Below are 16,833 nucleotides of genomic sequence, written 5' to 3'. Positions count from 1 at the left end.
TCTTAGCCTCTTAGCCTCTAATCCATATTCTCACAGCCTCACAGCATGTCCGCCATCGAAAAAGTACAACCAGACCTCGCTGACCGGCTCGCCCAGAATATCAAGCAGCGCCTTGCTGTACAGCTCCAGCTGGAAGCGGTATTTCTCAGTCAGCGTTTCGAGCCCTCCCTCTTGCACCGGGACGAAATCTGTTTTGTAATCAAGCAGAATCAGGCGCCCTTCCTCACGGAACAGACAGTCGATTACCCCTTGAATCAGAACGGTCTCATTGAAGGCTCCGCTGGCGCCGTCAGCCGGGAGTCCCGCTGCCGCTTCGTCCAGGTATGCAAGTCCCTGGTAAGCCTCGTCTGCAGGAACGCTATAACTGAAAGGCTGCTCTCTGGTCTTCCAGGAAGACTTAAAGAGTCTGCGGCCCAGTTCACTAGTACAGAAATCCTCTACTTCGCCCAGTTCAACCGCGTCTGCCTGCTCCTTGCTGAGTATGGCAAGCCGTTCAAGTCGTGCAAGCGTGGCCTCGAGAACAGACCGGTCCACCGGCTCATCCAGCGGAATATGCTGCATAACGGTATGATACGCGGTTCCGCGCTCAGCAGAGGTAAGTCCCCGCTTTTCCATAAATTTCGGGCGCTGCAGATGCAGGCTGTCACCATATCCGACACCGCCGCTTCTTGCGTTCTGCTCCCCATGAATATAGGTATCTTCCAGCAGATCAAGGGAGGGCTGTTCCTGCATGGACAGCAGTGCCTTCAGCTCGGTCACTGATGTTTTGGCGGGAATACCTGAAGCAGCCGCATACGGATAGGTCCACTGCAGCCTGTCTGCAATCTCCCCTGCTGAGGCAGTTCCCAGCGAAGGCACAGTCCTGCCCCGGCGGAGCGCCTCAAGCGCCATACGGCGTTCTTCATTCTTGTCACTGTCACCGTCTGCTGCCAGAAAAGCTCCGGAGCCAAGCTCCGCAGCGCCGAGCACCGAAATGCTCCAGTTGGACTCATCGCCGTGAAGTACCGTAGACACCGTGCCCTCACTTCCCGCAACCTTGCGCAGAATAGCTGCTGCGGGATGGCGGATCAGCGCCGGTCCCACCCAGTCCAGATAGCTGCGGCCCCGGGCCAGCAGATGGTCTGCCAGGAGCAGCTCCTCCCGGCCTTGCATAGCAGTCCAGCCAGATACTGTGCGCGGCAAATCGCGGACCGTGCCTACCAGGATCATTTTGTCGCGCGGACGGGTCAGTCCGACATAGAGCACGCGCATCTCCTCAGCCAGCAGCTCCAGCCGTGAACGGCGGTTAATGGCCAGGTATGGCAGCGTCGGGTAGCTGACCCGTGTCTCCCTCTCCACGAAGCGGGGGCCGAAGCCGAGTTCCTTATGCATCAGGAACGGGGAATGCAGATCCTGCCGGTTGAACATTTTGGCCATGCCTGCCAGGAATACAACCGGGAACTCCAGACCCTTGGACTTGTGGATCGTCATAATCCGGACGCCGCCAGCCTCCTCGCTGCTGCCCCCGGCAACGCCCAGATCCCCGCCGTTCTCTCTCAGCCGTGAGATAAACACAAGGAAGCGGAACAATCCTCTGGCTGAGGTCTCATTCTCGAACTGAACAGCCCGGTCATACAATGCCTTCAAATTGTTCTGGCGCTGAAATCCGCCGGGAAGTCCGCCAACCCATTCCAGATATCCGCTTTCCCGATAAATACGCCAGATTAGTTCGCTTAAGCTTCCCTGCCGGGCGGCGTTTCTCCAGTCCTCCAGCATGTCCCGGAAGGTCTTCAGCTTCATCCGTAGCTGCGGATGAATAGCCGTCAGCGCTGCAGAGGCTTCTGTCTCGGCAGCCCTGTCTTCAAGCAGAGTCTCTTGCTCTGATGTTGTGACAAGATCATACGCTGCAGCAGTCTCTGCCGTTAAATCACCGCCTGCATCGCCTGCTTGCTCCACCCGCAGGGCAGCACCCGCTGAACCCATCGCCGGAGGATTGTCCCCCGGTATATCCGCAGCTTCTGATGCCGCAACCAGCGCATCATAGAACGTTCCGGTGCTGCATAGGCGCACCTTAGCCAGTTCCTCCTCGCGCAGATTCACCACCGGCGAGCGCAGTACACCGGCCAGCGGAATATCCTGGCGGGGATTATCGACAATCTGCAGCAGCGAAAGGGCGATCTCCACCTCGGTAGCCTGGAAGTACCCCTTGTTCTGGTCGCCGTATGCTGGAATGCCTTCATTCCGCAGCTCTTCAATCATCAGCGGCGTCCACACACGGGCGGAACGCAGCAGAATAACGATATCGCCGTATACTACCGGACGCATGATGCGCAGCGCCTTATCATAGATCATCAGCGGTTCCCCACCGGTCATTCCTGTCATCTGCGAGATGCGCCGGGCAATGGCCCGTGCTTCCAGCTGTGCAGTCTCACTCTCTACTGCCTCATTCTCCTGCTGGGGCAGCTCATCGTCCTCCCCGGCTTCCTCGGGCTGTCCGGATGCAGAGGTCCCCTTATCGATCAGCAGCAGCTCCGGCGCAAAATAAGTATCCGGCCCTTTCTCCGCCGTTCCCGGGAAGTTGGCTCCATAGACCAGCTCTGCACGCTCGTCATAGCTTATCTCCGCAACATTGCTGTCCATGATCTGCCGGAAAATCATATTTACGGCATTCACGACTTCCAGCCGGCTGCGGAAATTGCGGGCCAGATCGATGACTGAGCCGCCGGCATTATAGCTCTGCCCGGGACTTGCTTCAGTCCGGGCATCCGCTTCACCGGCAAGCAGGCTACTGCCGTTACCTTCAGCAGACGGCCCAGCGTTGAACCTGCGGTATTTGTCCAGGAACAACCCCGGTTCAGCCAGGCGGAAGCGGTAGATACTCTGCTTCATATCCCCGACCATGAAGCGGTTGCCGGGGAACTCACGGGAGATCAGCCGGACGATCTCCTCCTGTACGCTGTTGGTATCCTGATATTCATCCAGCAGCACCTCATCGAACTGGCTGCGGTATTCCATCGCCGCATCCGAGGGCAGGGAATGTCCCGGATGCGAGTCCGGATGGCGCAGGATCTGCAGGCAGTAATGCTCCAGATCACTGAAATCCACCAGCCCCCGGCCCGCCTTCTCCAGCCGGTAACGTTCACCGAACCCGATAACCGTCTCCGCCAGCTCGTGCATCAGCGGTGCCGCTTCATGGAGTTCACCCAGGAAAGATTCCGCCGGGCGCCCGAATAAGGATTTCTGCAACTCCAGCAAGCTCTTCTTCACTTGATCACGGGTTGCCTTAACACTCTCCTGCAGGCCGGGATCAGTGGAATCCTTCTTGCAGGGCTTCAGCTTGCCGAAAGAGATTTCCATGAAAATATCATAGAGATCAGCCCATGGCTGCGATTCTACCGCATCCCGTAACCCCTGTGCCATATCCAGATCGGCCGTCAGGTTATCCGCATAAGGAGCCGGTCCGCCGGGTTGAAGCGCGATCTCGCGGGCCTGCAGCAGCTGGCTAATGGCACCATCCAGCGTCAGCCTGGCTTCGGCAAGAATGCTCTGCACCCATGGCGTATGGCTCAAGGCCTCCGCATCCGGCAAAGAGAAGTCGGCAGCGGTATCCCGCAGCCACTGCGCCGGCCAGGGATGGCTGCGCGCGAAATCATGCAGCCGCTGAATCAGCGAATGCACCGCATCATCACTGCGCTCACCGCTGAACCAGTCCACAAGCCGGACAAATACGCTATCGTCCCCGTCTTCAGTGACCTCACCGTATTTCTCCTCCATCAGCTCTTCCAGCAGCTCCTGGCGCATCATTTCCGCCTCATGCTCATTGAGTATACGGAAGCCCGGATCAATCGGAATCAGCTGATAATACCGGCGGATCACTTCAAGACAGAAGGAATGCAGCGTAGTAATAGAGGCTCTGCCCAGCAGAGCAAGCTGGCGGCGCAGATATTCGTTCTCACCGCTTGTGTCCTCTTCCAGCTTGCGCTCCAGCGCCTCCCGGATCCGCTGCCGCATCTCGGAGGCTGCAGCCTTGGTGAAGGTCGCTACCAGCAGCCGGTCCACGCTGAAGCCTGCTTCCTCATTGCTGATTTTGCGGATAATGCGCTCTACGAGTACAGCTGTTTTACCGGAACCTGCTGCTGCCGCGACGAGAATATCGCTGCCGCTCTCGGCAATGGCGCGCCACTGGTCGTCACTCCACAGACTCCCTTCCGGCTTCGCTTCCGTTACAGGATGTATGCTCACAATTTCTCTCCTCCTTTGCGGGACAGCAGATCCCAGATTACTTCTTTGCCAGGCTTACTCAGATTATTGTAGCCATTGCCCTCCACAGCCTCGTCGAACTGGCAGACCGGGCGGAAGGAGCAGAAGGTACAGGCGGTCTCCTGCTGGATGCGGTAAGGCTGAATGGCCACATCGCCTTCCGTAATACGCGTACCGATATCCGAAATCGTGCTGCGCACTGAAGACAGCAGCTGACCCCATTGCTCGGGGGTAGCTACAGACGCGCTGCTGTAAAAGCTGCCGTCGCTCTTTAGCGCTACCGGAACAATTGAGGAATACCCTTTGTCGAGTGTGGTATCCATCAGTGAGACCACTTCACGGTCTGCCGTCAGCAGACCCTTCATCTTGAAGCGCTTCATCAGTTCCTGCTCCGCCTGCTCCCGGTTCATCCCGTTGGCCGAGGTCAGCAGCGGATCATGAACATGGAAATAGAGCGCGCCTGCCGGGAGTGCAGCCTGACCAAGCCATTGCTCGGAATAGGTGAGCAGCACATCAAGATAGGTCAGCATTTGCAGCGACAATCCATAGTAGACCTCATGCAGCTTGAGATCCTTCTGGCTTGATTTGTAGTCGATGACCCGCAGAAGTATACCCTGCTCGCCTTCAGCCATATCCACACGGTCAATCCGGCCGACCACCTCCATTACGCAGCCATTCGGCAGTGTAATTCTCAGTGGAGGCAGATCCTTTCCCGGGCCAAAATCCAGCTCCAGCCCGATTGGCTCGAAGCTCCCCCTGCGCGAATGCTCGCCGAGGATCACTGAAGCGCGGCCGACAATATTCTTCAGCTTGCGTGAGATATAGCTGTAACGCTTGCTGCTCATCAGAATTTCGCCCTGCAGCAGCGGGGACAGACGGTCTACCGTCTCGCCCGCCTCACGGCGGCATTCTTCGGCCGTCATACTGCCCCAGCTGCGGCCCTCCTTCTGCAGCCGCTGCGCCATTTGGCTTAGAGCCGCATGGAACAGCTGCCCGATATCCGGGGCCTGGAGCTTATAGAGCTGGCGTTCCTTCAGCCTTAGCCCGTAAGAAGCGAAATGAGAGAAGGAGCAGGCGACAAATTTCTCCATGCGCGACACGCTGCCGCGCAGTGTGGAGCCGCCATACAGCCGCAGACTGGTCTCCCGCTTCAGCCTGATCCCTTCGTTGCGGTAGAACAGCGAGCCCAGCAGCCGTTCAAGCTGCAGCTTCATTGAGACTTCCTCCTGCTCATCGGCCGCAAACCAGTTATAGACATCCCACCACAGGCGGGGAATCTCCACCCCCTGGCGCCACTGCCGGAGCTGAAGCATCAGCATGCGGAGGGTTTGCTCAGGATGGCCGATAAATTTCATGTGGACCGCTTCCGCAGACGCGCATTCATCAGCTGCCTCCCCTCCCTGGGGGAACCCTGACAGATACTTCTCATCCAGCCCTTCAGGGAACATGCCCTGCAGCTGGCGGATAATCTCCGAGGGCAGCAGCGCTTTGCCTTCATCATCAGCCGTTGCGTAACTAATCCACAGTTTCCTGCTGGCAGTTGTAAGCGCATTGTAGATCAGGAAGCGCTCATCCAGCAGCTTGCGGGATGAACCGGGGGCGAGCTCCATACCGGCATTCTCCAGCAGCAGACGCTCTCCCTCGGACAAGATCCCGTCTTCCTTGAACTGTGCCGGAACCACACCTTCATTGAAGCCCAGCAGGAAGGCATACTTCACTCCAGACACCCGCGTACGGTCCATCGTTCCCACCAGCACCTGATCAAGGGCAGGCGGGACTAGCCCCATCTTGAGCTCAGCCAGCCCTGTTTCCAGCACGCCGGAGAACAGTTCAAATTCCATTTTTTCCCTGCCCATCATCTCGGCAATCTGATCGAGCAGGTCCAGCACAGCACCCCACAGCTGGTTATGCTCACGGGCAGCTTCCGGGCGTCCCTGTTCCAGAGACTCCGCCCCCATCCGTTCCAGCTTACGCGCTGCCTCTGTGTCCTCAAGCAGCAGATATACTGCTCTGCACAGCTCCAGGCCGCTGCGGCTTGATTTGACCCTCTGCTCAAAAGCCTGCAGCGGTCCTGTGATCGCGCTCCGGCAGGCTTCCATTCTGGCCAGCATGGCTTCATCTACGGCCTCACTGCCCTCCAGCGAGAGACGGGGAATGCCTTTCCAGGAACGGCCGTCAGTCCACCGGTACCCGTGAATACCGCAGGCCAGCACATAATTCTCCAGTTCATCCATATTGGCGCGCGTAATACTTCCGTCCAGCGGAAGCAGCAGCTCGGTCTTCACGCAGCGGAACACATCCTCATAGCGCCAGCGGCGGCGGACTACATCCAGAGCGGAACGGATGAATTCCACCAGCGGATGATGCAGCTCATTCAGCTTCTGGTCCAGGAAGAAGGGAATGCCGAAGTCCTGGAACAGCGGAGCAATCAGCGGCTCATAATCCGTCATATTCCGCATGAATACAGCCATCTCACCATACTTGGCCCCTGAATCTCTGGCCAGGCTCAGCATCTCGCGCAGCACGCCTTCAACCTCGGTCCGGCGGGAGGCCGCAGCCCGGATACTGACTGCCTCCTCCACTTGCCCGGCTGCTCCGTTCCAGCGCAGCCGGCGCTGGAATCCGCGCTCCAGATGGGCGAGAGCCGGACTGTCCTTGAACCTTGGAAGTACAGGCGGGGCCAGAAGCTGGTCCCAGACTGTAAGGCCCATCTCCTCAGCCATTCCCCGCAGCTTGATATACGTAACCGCAGCCGGGTGAAACAGCTCCAGCTCATGCGGTGCCTGGCCCGAAGGATAGATCCGGTCCAGCGTCAGGGCAATGTTGACCCCCGAGGCATATTGCATAAGCTCACGCAATACGATGAATTCCTGATTGGTAAACCCGTGGAACCCGTCTACCCAAATCTCGGCTCCCCGGATATAGCCCGAATCTTGAATATGCTCGGCCAGCTCCGCAAGCCTGTCCTCCTGATCCATGTACAGCTGTGACATTTCCTGCTCCAGCTCACTGAAGACCAAGTGCAGATCTTCCAGCTTGCCGGCCAGAATCGGACTTCCTCCCAGCGCATCCCGCATTCTGCCGAGCTGTTCTTCTAGGTCACCCGCTCCAAGGCAGCAGCGCTTGAGCTCCGTGTGCAGGCTGCTGAGCCGTTCCACGAATCCGGGCCGGTCCGAGGAGGCGCCGAACAGCTTCAGTTCCTCCTTGCGCCGGTTGACGATCTTATAGATCAGCATCTTCTTGCCTTCCTCGCTGATCGGCAGACTCGCACTGCCGCCGGTCTCCTGCTTCACCCTGTAGGCCAGCCGGGAGAAGCTGAGTGTCTGAGCGCGGATGCTGCCCTTGACGTTGCCCGCAGCCAGCAGCCCGCGCTCCGCACCGAATGATCCCTGTTCAGGGACAAGTATAATTATCGGCGCTCCAAGCGGCTCTGTCTTCAGCCGCGTAGATACAGTCTCCCATATTGTAGTTGTCTTGCCGCTGCCCGAGCGTCCGATCAAAAAGTTAACCGTCATATCAGCAGACTCCTTCCGTGGCGGAGAATTAGAATGCAGGCCGCCCTGCTGCTGCACACACAGAAGCGGATTGCCTGATGAATATCAGAATCTATGAATAATCTCGTCCCAATAGTATAGCATACCTCCACCGCGCGCTCCAGAACGTACGTTTGCCATTGTTTGCAAATACCTGCCGCTTTTTTTCAGGCCACGGCTACCTGGCAACAGCAAAGAAGACTCTCCCGAAGCCATGGATCGGCTGGTTGGGAGAGCCTGGATGAAGGATAAACCGGATCATTAAATGGAGAAAATCCAATAAAATCAGCAGAGTCACTCCTCCGCTGATTCCATAACCGGGCGTACAGCCCTTTAGCAGCCAGCAACTCAGCAGCACTTCGTACCGTCTTATTCGGCCATTCTTGCAGCACTCCGCGCGGTTCCTCTGCTTTGTTCATGATCCCCACCCCGGGAAGCGGACTGAAATTCCGTTATATGAGCAGATCAGGCGGATTCGCCGGGCAGACGGACTCAGATTCCGCTAAAGGACAAGTCAGAGCTCCTAATGGAATCCAGCAAGCAACATAACGGAATTCCAGTCCGCCTAGACCCCATTCTGAGGTTTTTTGGAGAAATAGAGGCCCCTCAGTCCGCTTCTCTCTGCTGACGGCTCCCTGCTACAGTACCAGCAACTTCTCTGTAAGAAAAAGAGAGCCTCAGTAGCTGAGACTCTCCCGGACAAGCCCTCCGGCTTGAACTAACATCATTATTTGCTGCGCACTTCGAAGATGGCAAACTTCAGATAATGCCCTTCGTCCACGCCGAGGATCTGCGGGTGATCCTTGCCTGCGGCCCGCCACTCGATCAGCCGGAGCACTTTGCCGGCATCCTTGGCCGCTTCCTGAATGGTCTCCAGGAACAGCTGCGGCTGCATATGGTACGAGCAGCTGGCCGTAACCAGATATCCGCCTTCGTTAACCAGCTTCATGCCGTGCAGATTGATATCCTTGTAGCCGCGGACGGCGCCTGCTACAGCACTTTTGGTTTTGGCAAAAGCGGGCGGATCAAGAATAACCACATCCCACGTGCGTCCGCCGCCTGCCGTCATCGGCTTCGCGGTATCCGCCTTGGCAGCCGGTTTAGCGCCGGGTTTGCTCTCTGCCGCCGGGCCTGTCGCCCGCTCGGAGCGTTCTTCCAGCCCCTTAACCTGATTGCGCAGGAACGCAAACGCATCATCCACTACAAATTCCACCCGGTCGCTGAATCCGTTGATCTCCACATTGGCTTTTGCACTTTCAATCGCATGCGCGGACACATCGAGGCAGGTTACCTTCTTGGCGCCGTATTTGCAGGCATGCAGGGTGAAGCTGCCGGTATGCGCGAAGCATTCCAGCACGGTTGCGCCGTCCCAGAATGGGAAGGTGACCGGCTTGCCGCTTTTATTGACCGGCAGCATCTGGAGCGTACCGTCCTGTGCCGCTACCTCCTGCAGCGTAATTCCGCTGCGCCCGCCCCAGCCCTTCATGAGCGGAGCGATGGAAGCTCGATTCTCCCGCTGATCGAAGAAATAGCCTGTCTTCTGGCCTTCTTCAATATCGACAATGACCTTCAGTCCATTCTCGCTCACCGTGATGTGGCGCGGGCATTCCCCGTAGAGTACGCCTGTGGTCTGTTCAAGGCCTTCCAGTTCGCGGACGCTGACATCACTGCGCTCATAAATGCCGCGCGGAGCCATTACCTGCACCAGCGCTTCCACGATCTCGGAGCGGTGCTGATCCATGGCCAGGGTCAGGAGCTGCACGACGAGAACCTCCCCGAAGCGGTCGATGATCAGCCCCGGCAGGAAATCCGCTTCCCCATACACCAGGCGGTAAGCATCCGCACCCGGCAGGAAACGCTCCCTGTGCTGCAGGGCGGTTGCGAACCGGCCGGCAAAAAATGCAGTATCCATCGCTGCAAGCTTACTCTGCGACAGAATTCTTACCCGGATCTGCGAGGCCGGATTGTAATAACCCGTGGCCAGATAACGGCCCTGGTGATTCAGCACATCCACAATTCCCCCTGCCAGCGGCTCTCCGTCTACCGAGGCCACTTCGCTGGCGTAGACCCACGGATGTCCCTGTTCCAGTCTTTTCTTACGGTTTCGTTCCAGAATTACCGATGCCAATGACTTCAACTCCCTGTTCTTGTTGCTGGATTTGTATACATGTCCTATGCAATGCCTTCATATATTGGTGTACAACCCCCGTCCAAAAAGGAGCCTGTCCTTATGATCCGTGACCTGCTGTTCCCTGTCATTTATGGCCTTGTCATATTTCTCGCCGGCATGAAGGTGATGGAAGCCTCCTTGTCGAGGCTCGCCGGCCCGCTGCTAACCCGGAGTCTGCATAAGGCAACCTCTACACCGGCAAAAGGCCTGATTGCCAGCAGCCTGCTGTCCGCACTGCTGCAGAGCAGCACGGCCGTAACCGTGCTGACCATCGGCATGGTTAATGCCGGGCTGCTGACGTATGCCCGGACGCTTGGCATTATCCTCGGCAGCAACATCGGCACCTGCCTGACTACAGAGCTGATCAGCCTGCAGATCAGCACACTGGCAGCGCCGCTGCTGGCCGCTGCATTATGCCTCTGGGCGGCCGCAGTGATGGCCGGCGAGCTATCCCCGCAGGCATGGCGGCTGGTTGAAGCCTGCCGCCGGATCTCGGGGCCGCTTCAATTCATCTGCCTCGCGGTAGCCGGCTTCGCCCTGGTCCTGTGGGGCATCGCGGTCATGCAGTCGATCGGCCCCTCCCTTGAAGGCAGCGAATTGTTCCGCTGGTTCCTCGGGCATGCCGCCACCAGCGCACTGTGGGGACTGGCAGCAGGTGCCGTGCTGACCGCGATGGTGCACAGCAGCGCGGCGGTGATCGGCATGGCGATGGGCCTCGCCACCAGCGGCGTCATGCCGCCGGAGCTGGGGATCGCCATCGTGCTCGGCGCGAATATCGGCACCTGCGTCACGGCCGTAATCGCCGCCATCGGCAGCACGCCGTCTGGCGTATTCGTTGCCTGGTCGCATGTGGCGCTCAATGTCGGCGGCGCCCTGCTGTTCCTGCCCTTCATCGGGCCGCTGCAAAGCCTGTCCTCCTGGATCGGCGGCGGGCCTGCAGCGCAGCTTGCGCATGCCCAGACCATTTTCAATGTCGTGTGCTCGCTTGGGGTACTGCCGCTATGCTACCTGCCCGTATGGACCAGGCTGGAGCAGCGGCTTCAGCGGTAATCCACAACGTCCGGCCAGGATTACAACTGTCTTATTATACTTCAATCCGCTCCGCAGTTCTACGGAAGCTCCACTTCCAGCATCCCCCTCAGAAAATACTATAAAACCGCGAGCCGTCATAAAAAGTAATAATCGTCGCGGCTGCGGCTATCCCCACCATCAGACACAGCGCAGTATAATCGCTGCGGGTAAACAGCCGGGCCTGGTACCAGGTCCGGCTGCGGCCTGTTCCGAAGCCGCGCAGCTCCATTGCAGTGCTGATCTTCTCAATCCGCTCGATACTGGTCAGAATCAGCGGCAGCAGAATGGATACGATGTTTTTCAGCCGCTTTGGCAGCTTCTCCTTACGGGAGATATCAATGCCCCGCGCCTGTGCCGAGAATGAGATGTTCTCATAATCCTGCTGGATGTCGGGAATATAGCGCAAGGCCAGCGAAACGGAATAAGCGATCTTGTAATTGACCCCGACCCGGTTCAGCGAGGCGGCGAATTCACTCGGATCTGTCGTCAGCAGGAACAGCAGGGCCATCGGAATGACCACGGCATACTTCAGAGCGATATTGAATTGGTAGAAAAGCTGCTCCGCAGTCAGTGTATAACGTCCCGCGAGATGCAGCAGATCATGCCGGGTGCCGTAGATGCGTGTTCCTTCCAACGGTGAGAAGGCAAAGATCGCGATGTGATTCAGCAGGAAGAAGAGCAGAATGAAGTAGAGCACAAAGGCATAGTCCTGAAACCGGACCCGTGAAATGCGGAATACGGCCAGGCTGAAGAGCAGCATCAGCAGCAGGCAGCGGGTATCGTAGGTAATCATGGCAGAGACCGACCATACGGCAAAAATAATCAGCTTCGTTGCCCCCGTCAGCCGGTGCACCGGTGAATCCTGCCTGGTATAGGTTAGCATCTTAGCTTTCATCTGCGGCGGTTCCCCCTGTCAAATTCTATAAACCGCCGGACAAATTCTACCGGCTGGTCAATTCCGGCCTTCACCGCCAGCTTGAACAGTGAAGTCTCCTTCAAGTTAGCGCTGCTCACAATATTCCTGTCCGTCAGAATCACCTCCGGCCGGGCATCCGCCAGCTTCCTGCCCTCCGCCAGCACAATCGTCCGTTCCGCGTACTCCAGCATCAGGTGCATATCATGGGTAATCATAATCACCGTGATCCCGGAGCTGCAGAGTCCGCGCAGAAACTCCATAATCTCGTTATAGTGCCGGTAATCCTGCCCGGCGGTCGGTTCATCCAGAAGGAGCACCTCCGGCTCCAGCACCAGGATGGAGGCAATGGTCACCCGTTTCTTCTGCCCGTAGCTGAGCGCTGAAACCGGCCATTCGCGGAACTCATACAGTCCGCAAACTTGGAGCACCTTATGTACCCGCTCGCGGATTTCTTCTTCCGCGAAGCCCCGCAGCTTAAGTCCGAGGGCAACCTCGTCATACAGCAGCGTCATGGAGATCATATGATTCGGATTCTGCATTACGAAGCCGATATGCTCTGCCCGCTCCTTGATCGTATCCGCTGCCAGATCCCGCCCGTTCAGCAGAATACTTCCCGCTGACGGCCGGTAGAACCCGCAAATCAGCTTCGACACCGTTGATTTGCCCGCTCCGTTCCTCCCGGCAATGCAGAGCATCTCGCCGCGGCGGACGCTGAAGGACAGTCCCTGCAGCACCGGAGCCTGCTTGTCATAGCCAAAGGTAATATTCCGCAGCTCTAGCAGCACAGGTGCTGCTTCCTCCTCCTGCGGCACTTCGCTGGCCTCATACCAGGCAAGGAGCTTGGCAGCTCCTGTCTCCAGCTTAATCCCGTCCAGATGCTGCGGGTTCATCTCCGGCGTAATTTCGCAGCCGGCATATTTGAGCGCGGTAAGATAGAGCGGCTCCCGGAGGCCTGACTCTGCAAGCAGCGGTGAACTCAGCAGCTGCGCAGCCGGCAGGTCCGCCGCAATCATTCCTTCATTCATGACAATGATCCGGTCCACCGGCCGGTGCAGCACTTCCTCCAGCCGGTGCTCAATGATAATGACCGTATTGCCGGTCTCACGCTGCACCCGGTCGATCAGCTCAATCGCCCCGGTTCCCGTATAGGGGTCCAGGCTGGCCAGCGGCTCATCGAACAGCAGGACATCCACATTGCTGACCAGCACGCCGGCCAGCATAGTCTTCTGCTTCTGTCCGCCGGACAGCTCCTGCGGAGAGGCTGTCAGCAGGTCCTGAATATCGACCGCTCTTGCCGCAGCTTCCACCCGCTCATGCATCTCCCGCACCGGAACCGCTGCGTTCTCCAGACTGAAGGCAATATCCTCGCCTACGGTCAGGCCGACAAACTGCCCGTCCGGGTCCTGCAGCACAGTCCCCACCACCTCCGACAGGCCGGCAATCCCCAGCTCCTTCGTGTCTCTGCCTTTAACGGTCAGGGTACCGCTTATTTCACCGGGATACGCAAAAGGAATCAGGCCATTGATACAATGGGCCAAGGTGCTTTTGCCGGAGCCGGAGGGCCCGACAATCAGAATCTTCTCACCTTCATGAATCTTCAGGTTAATTTTATGCAGTGTAGGTTCCTGCTGGGCCCGGTATTTAAAAGTGAAATCGGTGAATTCTATAACCGTTTTGCTCATGGGTAACCTTCCTCATATGCTGATTTACGTATCATAACTGACCCGCTCAAACAGAAAGGCCGGTGACGGGCACCGGCCTTTCTGTTTGAATTATATATTATTGTAGTCTTTTCAGGCTACCCTGTTTCGTTCTCGTCTTGGAGTAGGCTATAGCGAGCAGTGTTCCGATGACCGCCACCGTTACAATGTTGGACGCTCCGGCGATCAGCCCCTGGGTGAAGACCTTGTTAGCCGGTTCCGCGTAGATAAGAATATCCAGCAGCGGCGCTACCACGAACCAGGCAATGGCGTTAGCTGCAATCTGCGCAAGATTGAAGGCTATGATCTCTTTCCGGCCGAATTGACCGTCCCTGATCAGGATTCTGGCCACCAGCAGCCCGATAATCAGCCCGACTAGTCCCGAGGAGATGACCCAGCTGAACCAAGGCGAGCCATAGAAGATTGCATCCTTCAGTGTATGCCCGATCAGTCCGATGAAGAGCCCCGCAACCGGTCCGTATAGTAGCGCAAACAGCGCCAGAAGTGCGTATGTAGTCTCAATGTTGGTATTCGGAATACCTGAAGGAATGGAACCGAACCTCCCCAATATTACGAACAACGGCGAACCGATGCCGATTGCCACAATCGTTTGAATGGATAATGCCTTGCGCTTAGTCATCTGCTTCATCTCCCTTAATGGACTTTATTGTACGCTTTTTCCGAATTATACATTGGTTTACTCGGGATTACTATAGTGGAGAAGAAATTATCTGATCCACCAATACGTTAAAAAACCTGAACACCGCCGCAGAGGCCATGTCCAGGTCTAATGATCTTACTTATAGCAGCAGCCAGTACAATACTATTTCACTGAAACAGATACCGTAACTGTCTTGGTGCCCAGCTTACCTTTAACCGAAGTGGTTCCCTTGCTTACCGCTGTAATCTGCCCGGAGGAATTCACTTTAGCCACAGAAGGTTTGGAACTGGTCCAGACTACGCTTCCTGTGACAACAGCGCTCTTGCCTGTATCATACAGCGCGGTTACAACTACGTTTTTACCTGCACCCGGTGCAAGAATCAGCTTATTCTCACTGACCGTAATCTTCATCAGCTTCGGCACCACTGAAATTTTGACAGTAGCAGGAATTCCCTGGTAGGTACCACTCAAGGTTGCTGTGCCTTCAGCGATCGCTTTGACCGACGTCCCCTTCACTGAAGCCACATCCGGATTAGACGATACCCAGTTCATTCCACCCGAGAAGTTCGCAGTTTTGCCATTTGAGAAATATCCGGTGACCTTAATCGTCTTGGAGCCTTTGATATTCATCTCAAGTACAGCCGGTTCCACAACGAGCTTCACAACCTTCTGCTCAATCGTTACCGGAACACTGATTGTCTTATTGGAATACGTACCTTTGAGTGTTGCCGAGCCTTTGACCAGACCTTTAATGGTCTTGGCAGCTGCCGATTGCTTGAGAACCGCGTTACTTCCGCCCAGTTCCCAGACAATGGTGTCTGTCACATCGAGCTCATCACCGTTCTCCAGTACGGCCTGAACCGCAGGGAGCGGCGTTTCTTCACCGATGACCAGACCCAGCGCATCCTCCGGTCCAATCAGCACAAGCACTTTATTCTGAACGGTTACTTTGTATTCAACGGTCTTGGAGCGGATCGCAGTCGCAGAACCTGCAGTTACTGCACCTTCCTTGATCTTGCCCGTCAGGGTAGCTGTGCCTGCCTTGCCGCCGGTAAGCTTCCCGTCCTTAATCGAGACAATCTCTTCATTGGCCGAGGTCCACACGATTTCATCGCTGATATCCAGCTTGGTTCCGTCATATTTGGTTCCGTTTACCTTCGGCAAGCCGGCAGAGTCTGCTGTGTATATTTCCTGTTCCGTCTTCTCAAGGGTCAGCTCTGTCAGGGTTGGATAGACCGTTACCTTGAAGGTTTTGCTGATTCCGAGGTGATCTGCTTTGATGACAGAAGATCCTACCGCTTTGCCTGTCACTGTAGCAAAGGCTTTGCTGGCATCCGCAACATTTGGAGTCACCGAAGCTGTCATCAGGTTATCAGAGGTCCAGATAGCCGATGCCGTCTGGTTCGTGGTCGAATTGACCGCATTGCGCATCGTTGCTGTTACATTGAGGCTTTCTCCCAGGAAAATGGACTGGTCGCCGGATGGTGTCAGTAGAAGCGCTTCATAAGGCGCCCGCACATAGACGTCAACGGACTGGTCCACACCCAGGTAGCTTGCTGTAATGACAGCCTTACCCACGCCAAGAATAGTAATCATGCCGTCTTTTACTGTAGCTACGCTCTCGCTTGAGCTGCTCCAATCTGCCTCTTTCTCGATAGGGAGCTCATCACTCACCGCTGTAGCTTTGGTTACTGCTTTCAGCTGCACCGGGTTGTCTCCAACCAGCATTTCAAGCTCTTTGACTTCCACACCGCTCACTTTGTCTTTAAGCATGATTGCCGAATACGGAAGCTCCACATCCGCCTTGAAAGTCTCAGTTAATCCCTTGTACTTGGCAGTAACTGTCGCCGTCCCTTCGCCAACCAGCGTAATCTTACCCGCTGTAATCGTCAGTACGCCTGAATTCGAGCTGCTCCAGTCGGCATCCTTCGTCACATCTTTCTCTTCAGTGGCGGATTCGCCGCCCTTGGCCGTTGCGGTAACTAGGAGTGAGGCTTCTTTGTCTCCCAGTTTGTAGCTGCCCTCCGTGCTGCGTTTCAGTTTCAGATCTTTATACGGATACGTAACAGATACCTCAACAGTATCAACCGCATTATTACTGTAAGTAGCTGTAATCATTGCCGTCCCGTAAGCAAGCGGCTTGATCTGACCGTTAATTACGCTGACAACTTCATTCTTGGAGGAGGTCCATGTGGCGGCTGCCGTCACATCCCTCTTGGAAGAAGAACCTTCAACACTGGCATATACCTTAAGCTGCTTCGGTGTCTGGCCCACGGTTAGCTCTATTTTGTCAGAGCTGTCGATTTCAATAGAGTTGATGTCTCCAGCAGCGGCAAAGACGTTTACCGGAAAAGCTGCAGCAACGAGCAATATCATAATGAGGAGCGTTTTTGTCATTTTCCTGTACACGGTCATCTGTTCTCTCCTTAGACGGTCTTATTATCGGTGGCCTTTTACCACACTCTTCCACTATATCGACAAATAGAGCCCAAGTCTTTACCCTATTTTCAGTTTCAGCCGAATTCAGGTCTTTATAACTATAT

Annotated in this window: 8 protein-coding genes; 1 reads left to right on the top strand and 7 read right to left on the bottom strand. The window is 56.4% G+C overall.

The window, feature by feature from the left end; all coding sequences use genetic code 11:
• Positions 1 to 30: 30 nt before the first annotated feature.
• From MKX70_RS13715 to MKX70_RS13705, 3 genes are all read right to left on the bottom strand, one after another.
• Positions 31 to 4,221: a UvrD-helicase domain-containing protein gene (locus tag MKX70_RS13715; RefSeq protein WP_042238575.1), complete on the bottom strand. Its 4,191-nt coding sequence runs from the start codon at positions 4,219 to 4,221 to the stop codon at positions 31 to 33.
• Positions 4,218 to 7,754, bottom strand: coding sequence for a helicase-exonuclease AddAB subunit AddB (gene addB / locus MKX70_RS13710; RefSeq protein WP_340840190.1), 3,537 nt, complete (start codon positions 7,752 to 7,754; stop codon positions 4,218 to 4,220). The genes MKX70_RS13715 and addB overlap by 4 nt, the downstream gene beginning before the upstream one ends.
• Positions 7,755 to 8,499: 745 nt before the next feature.
• A complete protein-coding gene (locus MKX70_RS13705; protein WP_042238578.1) occupies positions 8,500 to 9,900 on the bottom strand; it encodes a class I SAM-dependent rRNA methyltransferase in 1,401 nt (466 codons plus the stop codon).
• 102 nt (positions 9,901 to 10,002) lie between these two features.
• Between MKX70_RS13705 and MKX70_RS13700 the strand changes: the two genes are divergently transcribed.
• The gene (locus MKX70_RS13700) at positions 10,003 to 10,992 is read left to right on the top strand and encodes a Na/Pi cotransporter family protein (RefSeq protein ID WP_340840189.1); all 990 of its coding nucleotides are present in this window, start codon (positions 10,003 to 10,005) and stop codon (positions 10,990 to 10,992) included.
• Positions 10,993 to 11,080: 88 nt separating this feature from the next.
• Here the strand turns inward: MKX70_RS13700 and MKX70_RS13695 are convergent, their stop codons facing one another.
• The 4 genes from MKX70_RS13695 to MKX70_RS13680 all read right to left on the bottom strand — a co-directional run bounded on the left by MKX70_RS13695 (position 11,081) and on the right by MKX70_RS13680 (position 16,705).
• Positions 11,081 to 11,908: an energy-coupling factor transporter transmembrane component T family protein gene (locus MKX70_RS13695; protein ID WP_042238580.1), complete on the bottom strand. Its 828-nt coding sequence runs from the start codon at positions 11,906 to 11,908 to the stop codon at positions 11,081 to 11,083.
• Positions 11,905 to 13,611, bottom strand: a complete 1,707-nt coding sequence (locus MKX70_RS13690) for an ABC transporter ATP-binding protein (RefSeq protein WP_340840188.1) — start codon at positions 13,609 to 13,611, stop codon at positions 11,905 to 11,907. Before MKX70_RS13690 ends, MKX70_RS13695 begins: the two co-directional genes overlap by 4 nt.
• A gap of 97 nt (positions 13,612 to 13,708) precedes the next feature.
• Positions 13,709 to 14,269, bottom strand: a complete 561-nt coding sequence (locus tag MKX70_RS13685) for an ECF-type riboflavin transporter substrate-binding protein (protein WP_042238584.1) — start codon at positions 14,267 to 14,269, stop codon at positions 13,709 to 13,711.
• Between the two features lie 183 nt (positions 14,270 to 14,452).
• Positions 14,453 to 16,705 carry an Ig-like domain-containing protein gene (locus tag MKX70_RS13680; RefSeq protein ID WP_042238586.1) on the bottom strand — a complete coding sequence of 751 codons (2,253 nt, stop codon included), beginning with the start codon at positions 16,703 to 16,705 and terminating at the stop codon, positions 14,453 to 14,455.
• Positions 16,706 to 16,833: the final 128 nt, after the last annotated feature.

It is taken from the genome of Paenibacillus sp. FSL R7-0312 (assembly GCF_038004445.1).
GTDB lineage: Bacteria > Bacillota > Bacilli > Paenibacillales > Paenibacillaceae > Paenibacillus_AQ.
This window is presented reverse-complemented; position numbering and strand designations above follow the sequence as displayed.

Bases quoted from the DNA above. Each gene is read 5' to 3' on its own strand.
- addB (WP_340840190.1), bottom strand. From the start codon at position 7,754: ATGACGGTTAACTTTTTGATCGGACGCTCGGGCAGCGGCAAGACAACT.
- MKX70_RS13700 (WP_340840189.1), top strand. From the start codon at position 10,003: ATGATCCGTGACCTGCTGTTCCCTGTCATTTATGGCCTTGTCATATTT.
- MKX70_RS13695 (WP_042238580.1), bottom strand. From the start codon at position 11,908: ATGAAAGCTAAGATGCTAACCTATACCAGGCAGGATTCACCGGTGCAC.
- MKX70_RS13690 (WP_340840188.1), bottom strand. From the start codon at position 13,611: ATGAGCAAAACGGTTATAGAATTCACCGATTTCACTTTTAAATACCGG.
- MKX70_RS13685 (WP_042238584.1), bottom strand. From the start codon at position 14,269: ATGACTAAGCGCAAGGCATTATCCATTCAAACGATTGTGGCAATCGGC.
- MKX70_RS13680 (WP_042238586.1), bottom strand. From the start codon at position 16,705: ATGACCGTGTACAGGAAAATGACAAAAACGCTCCTCATTATGATATTG.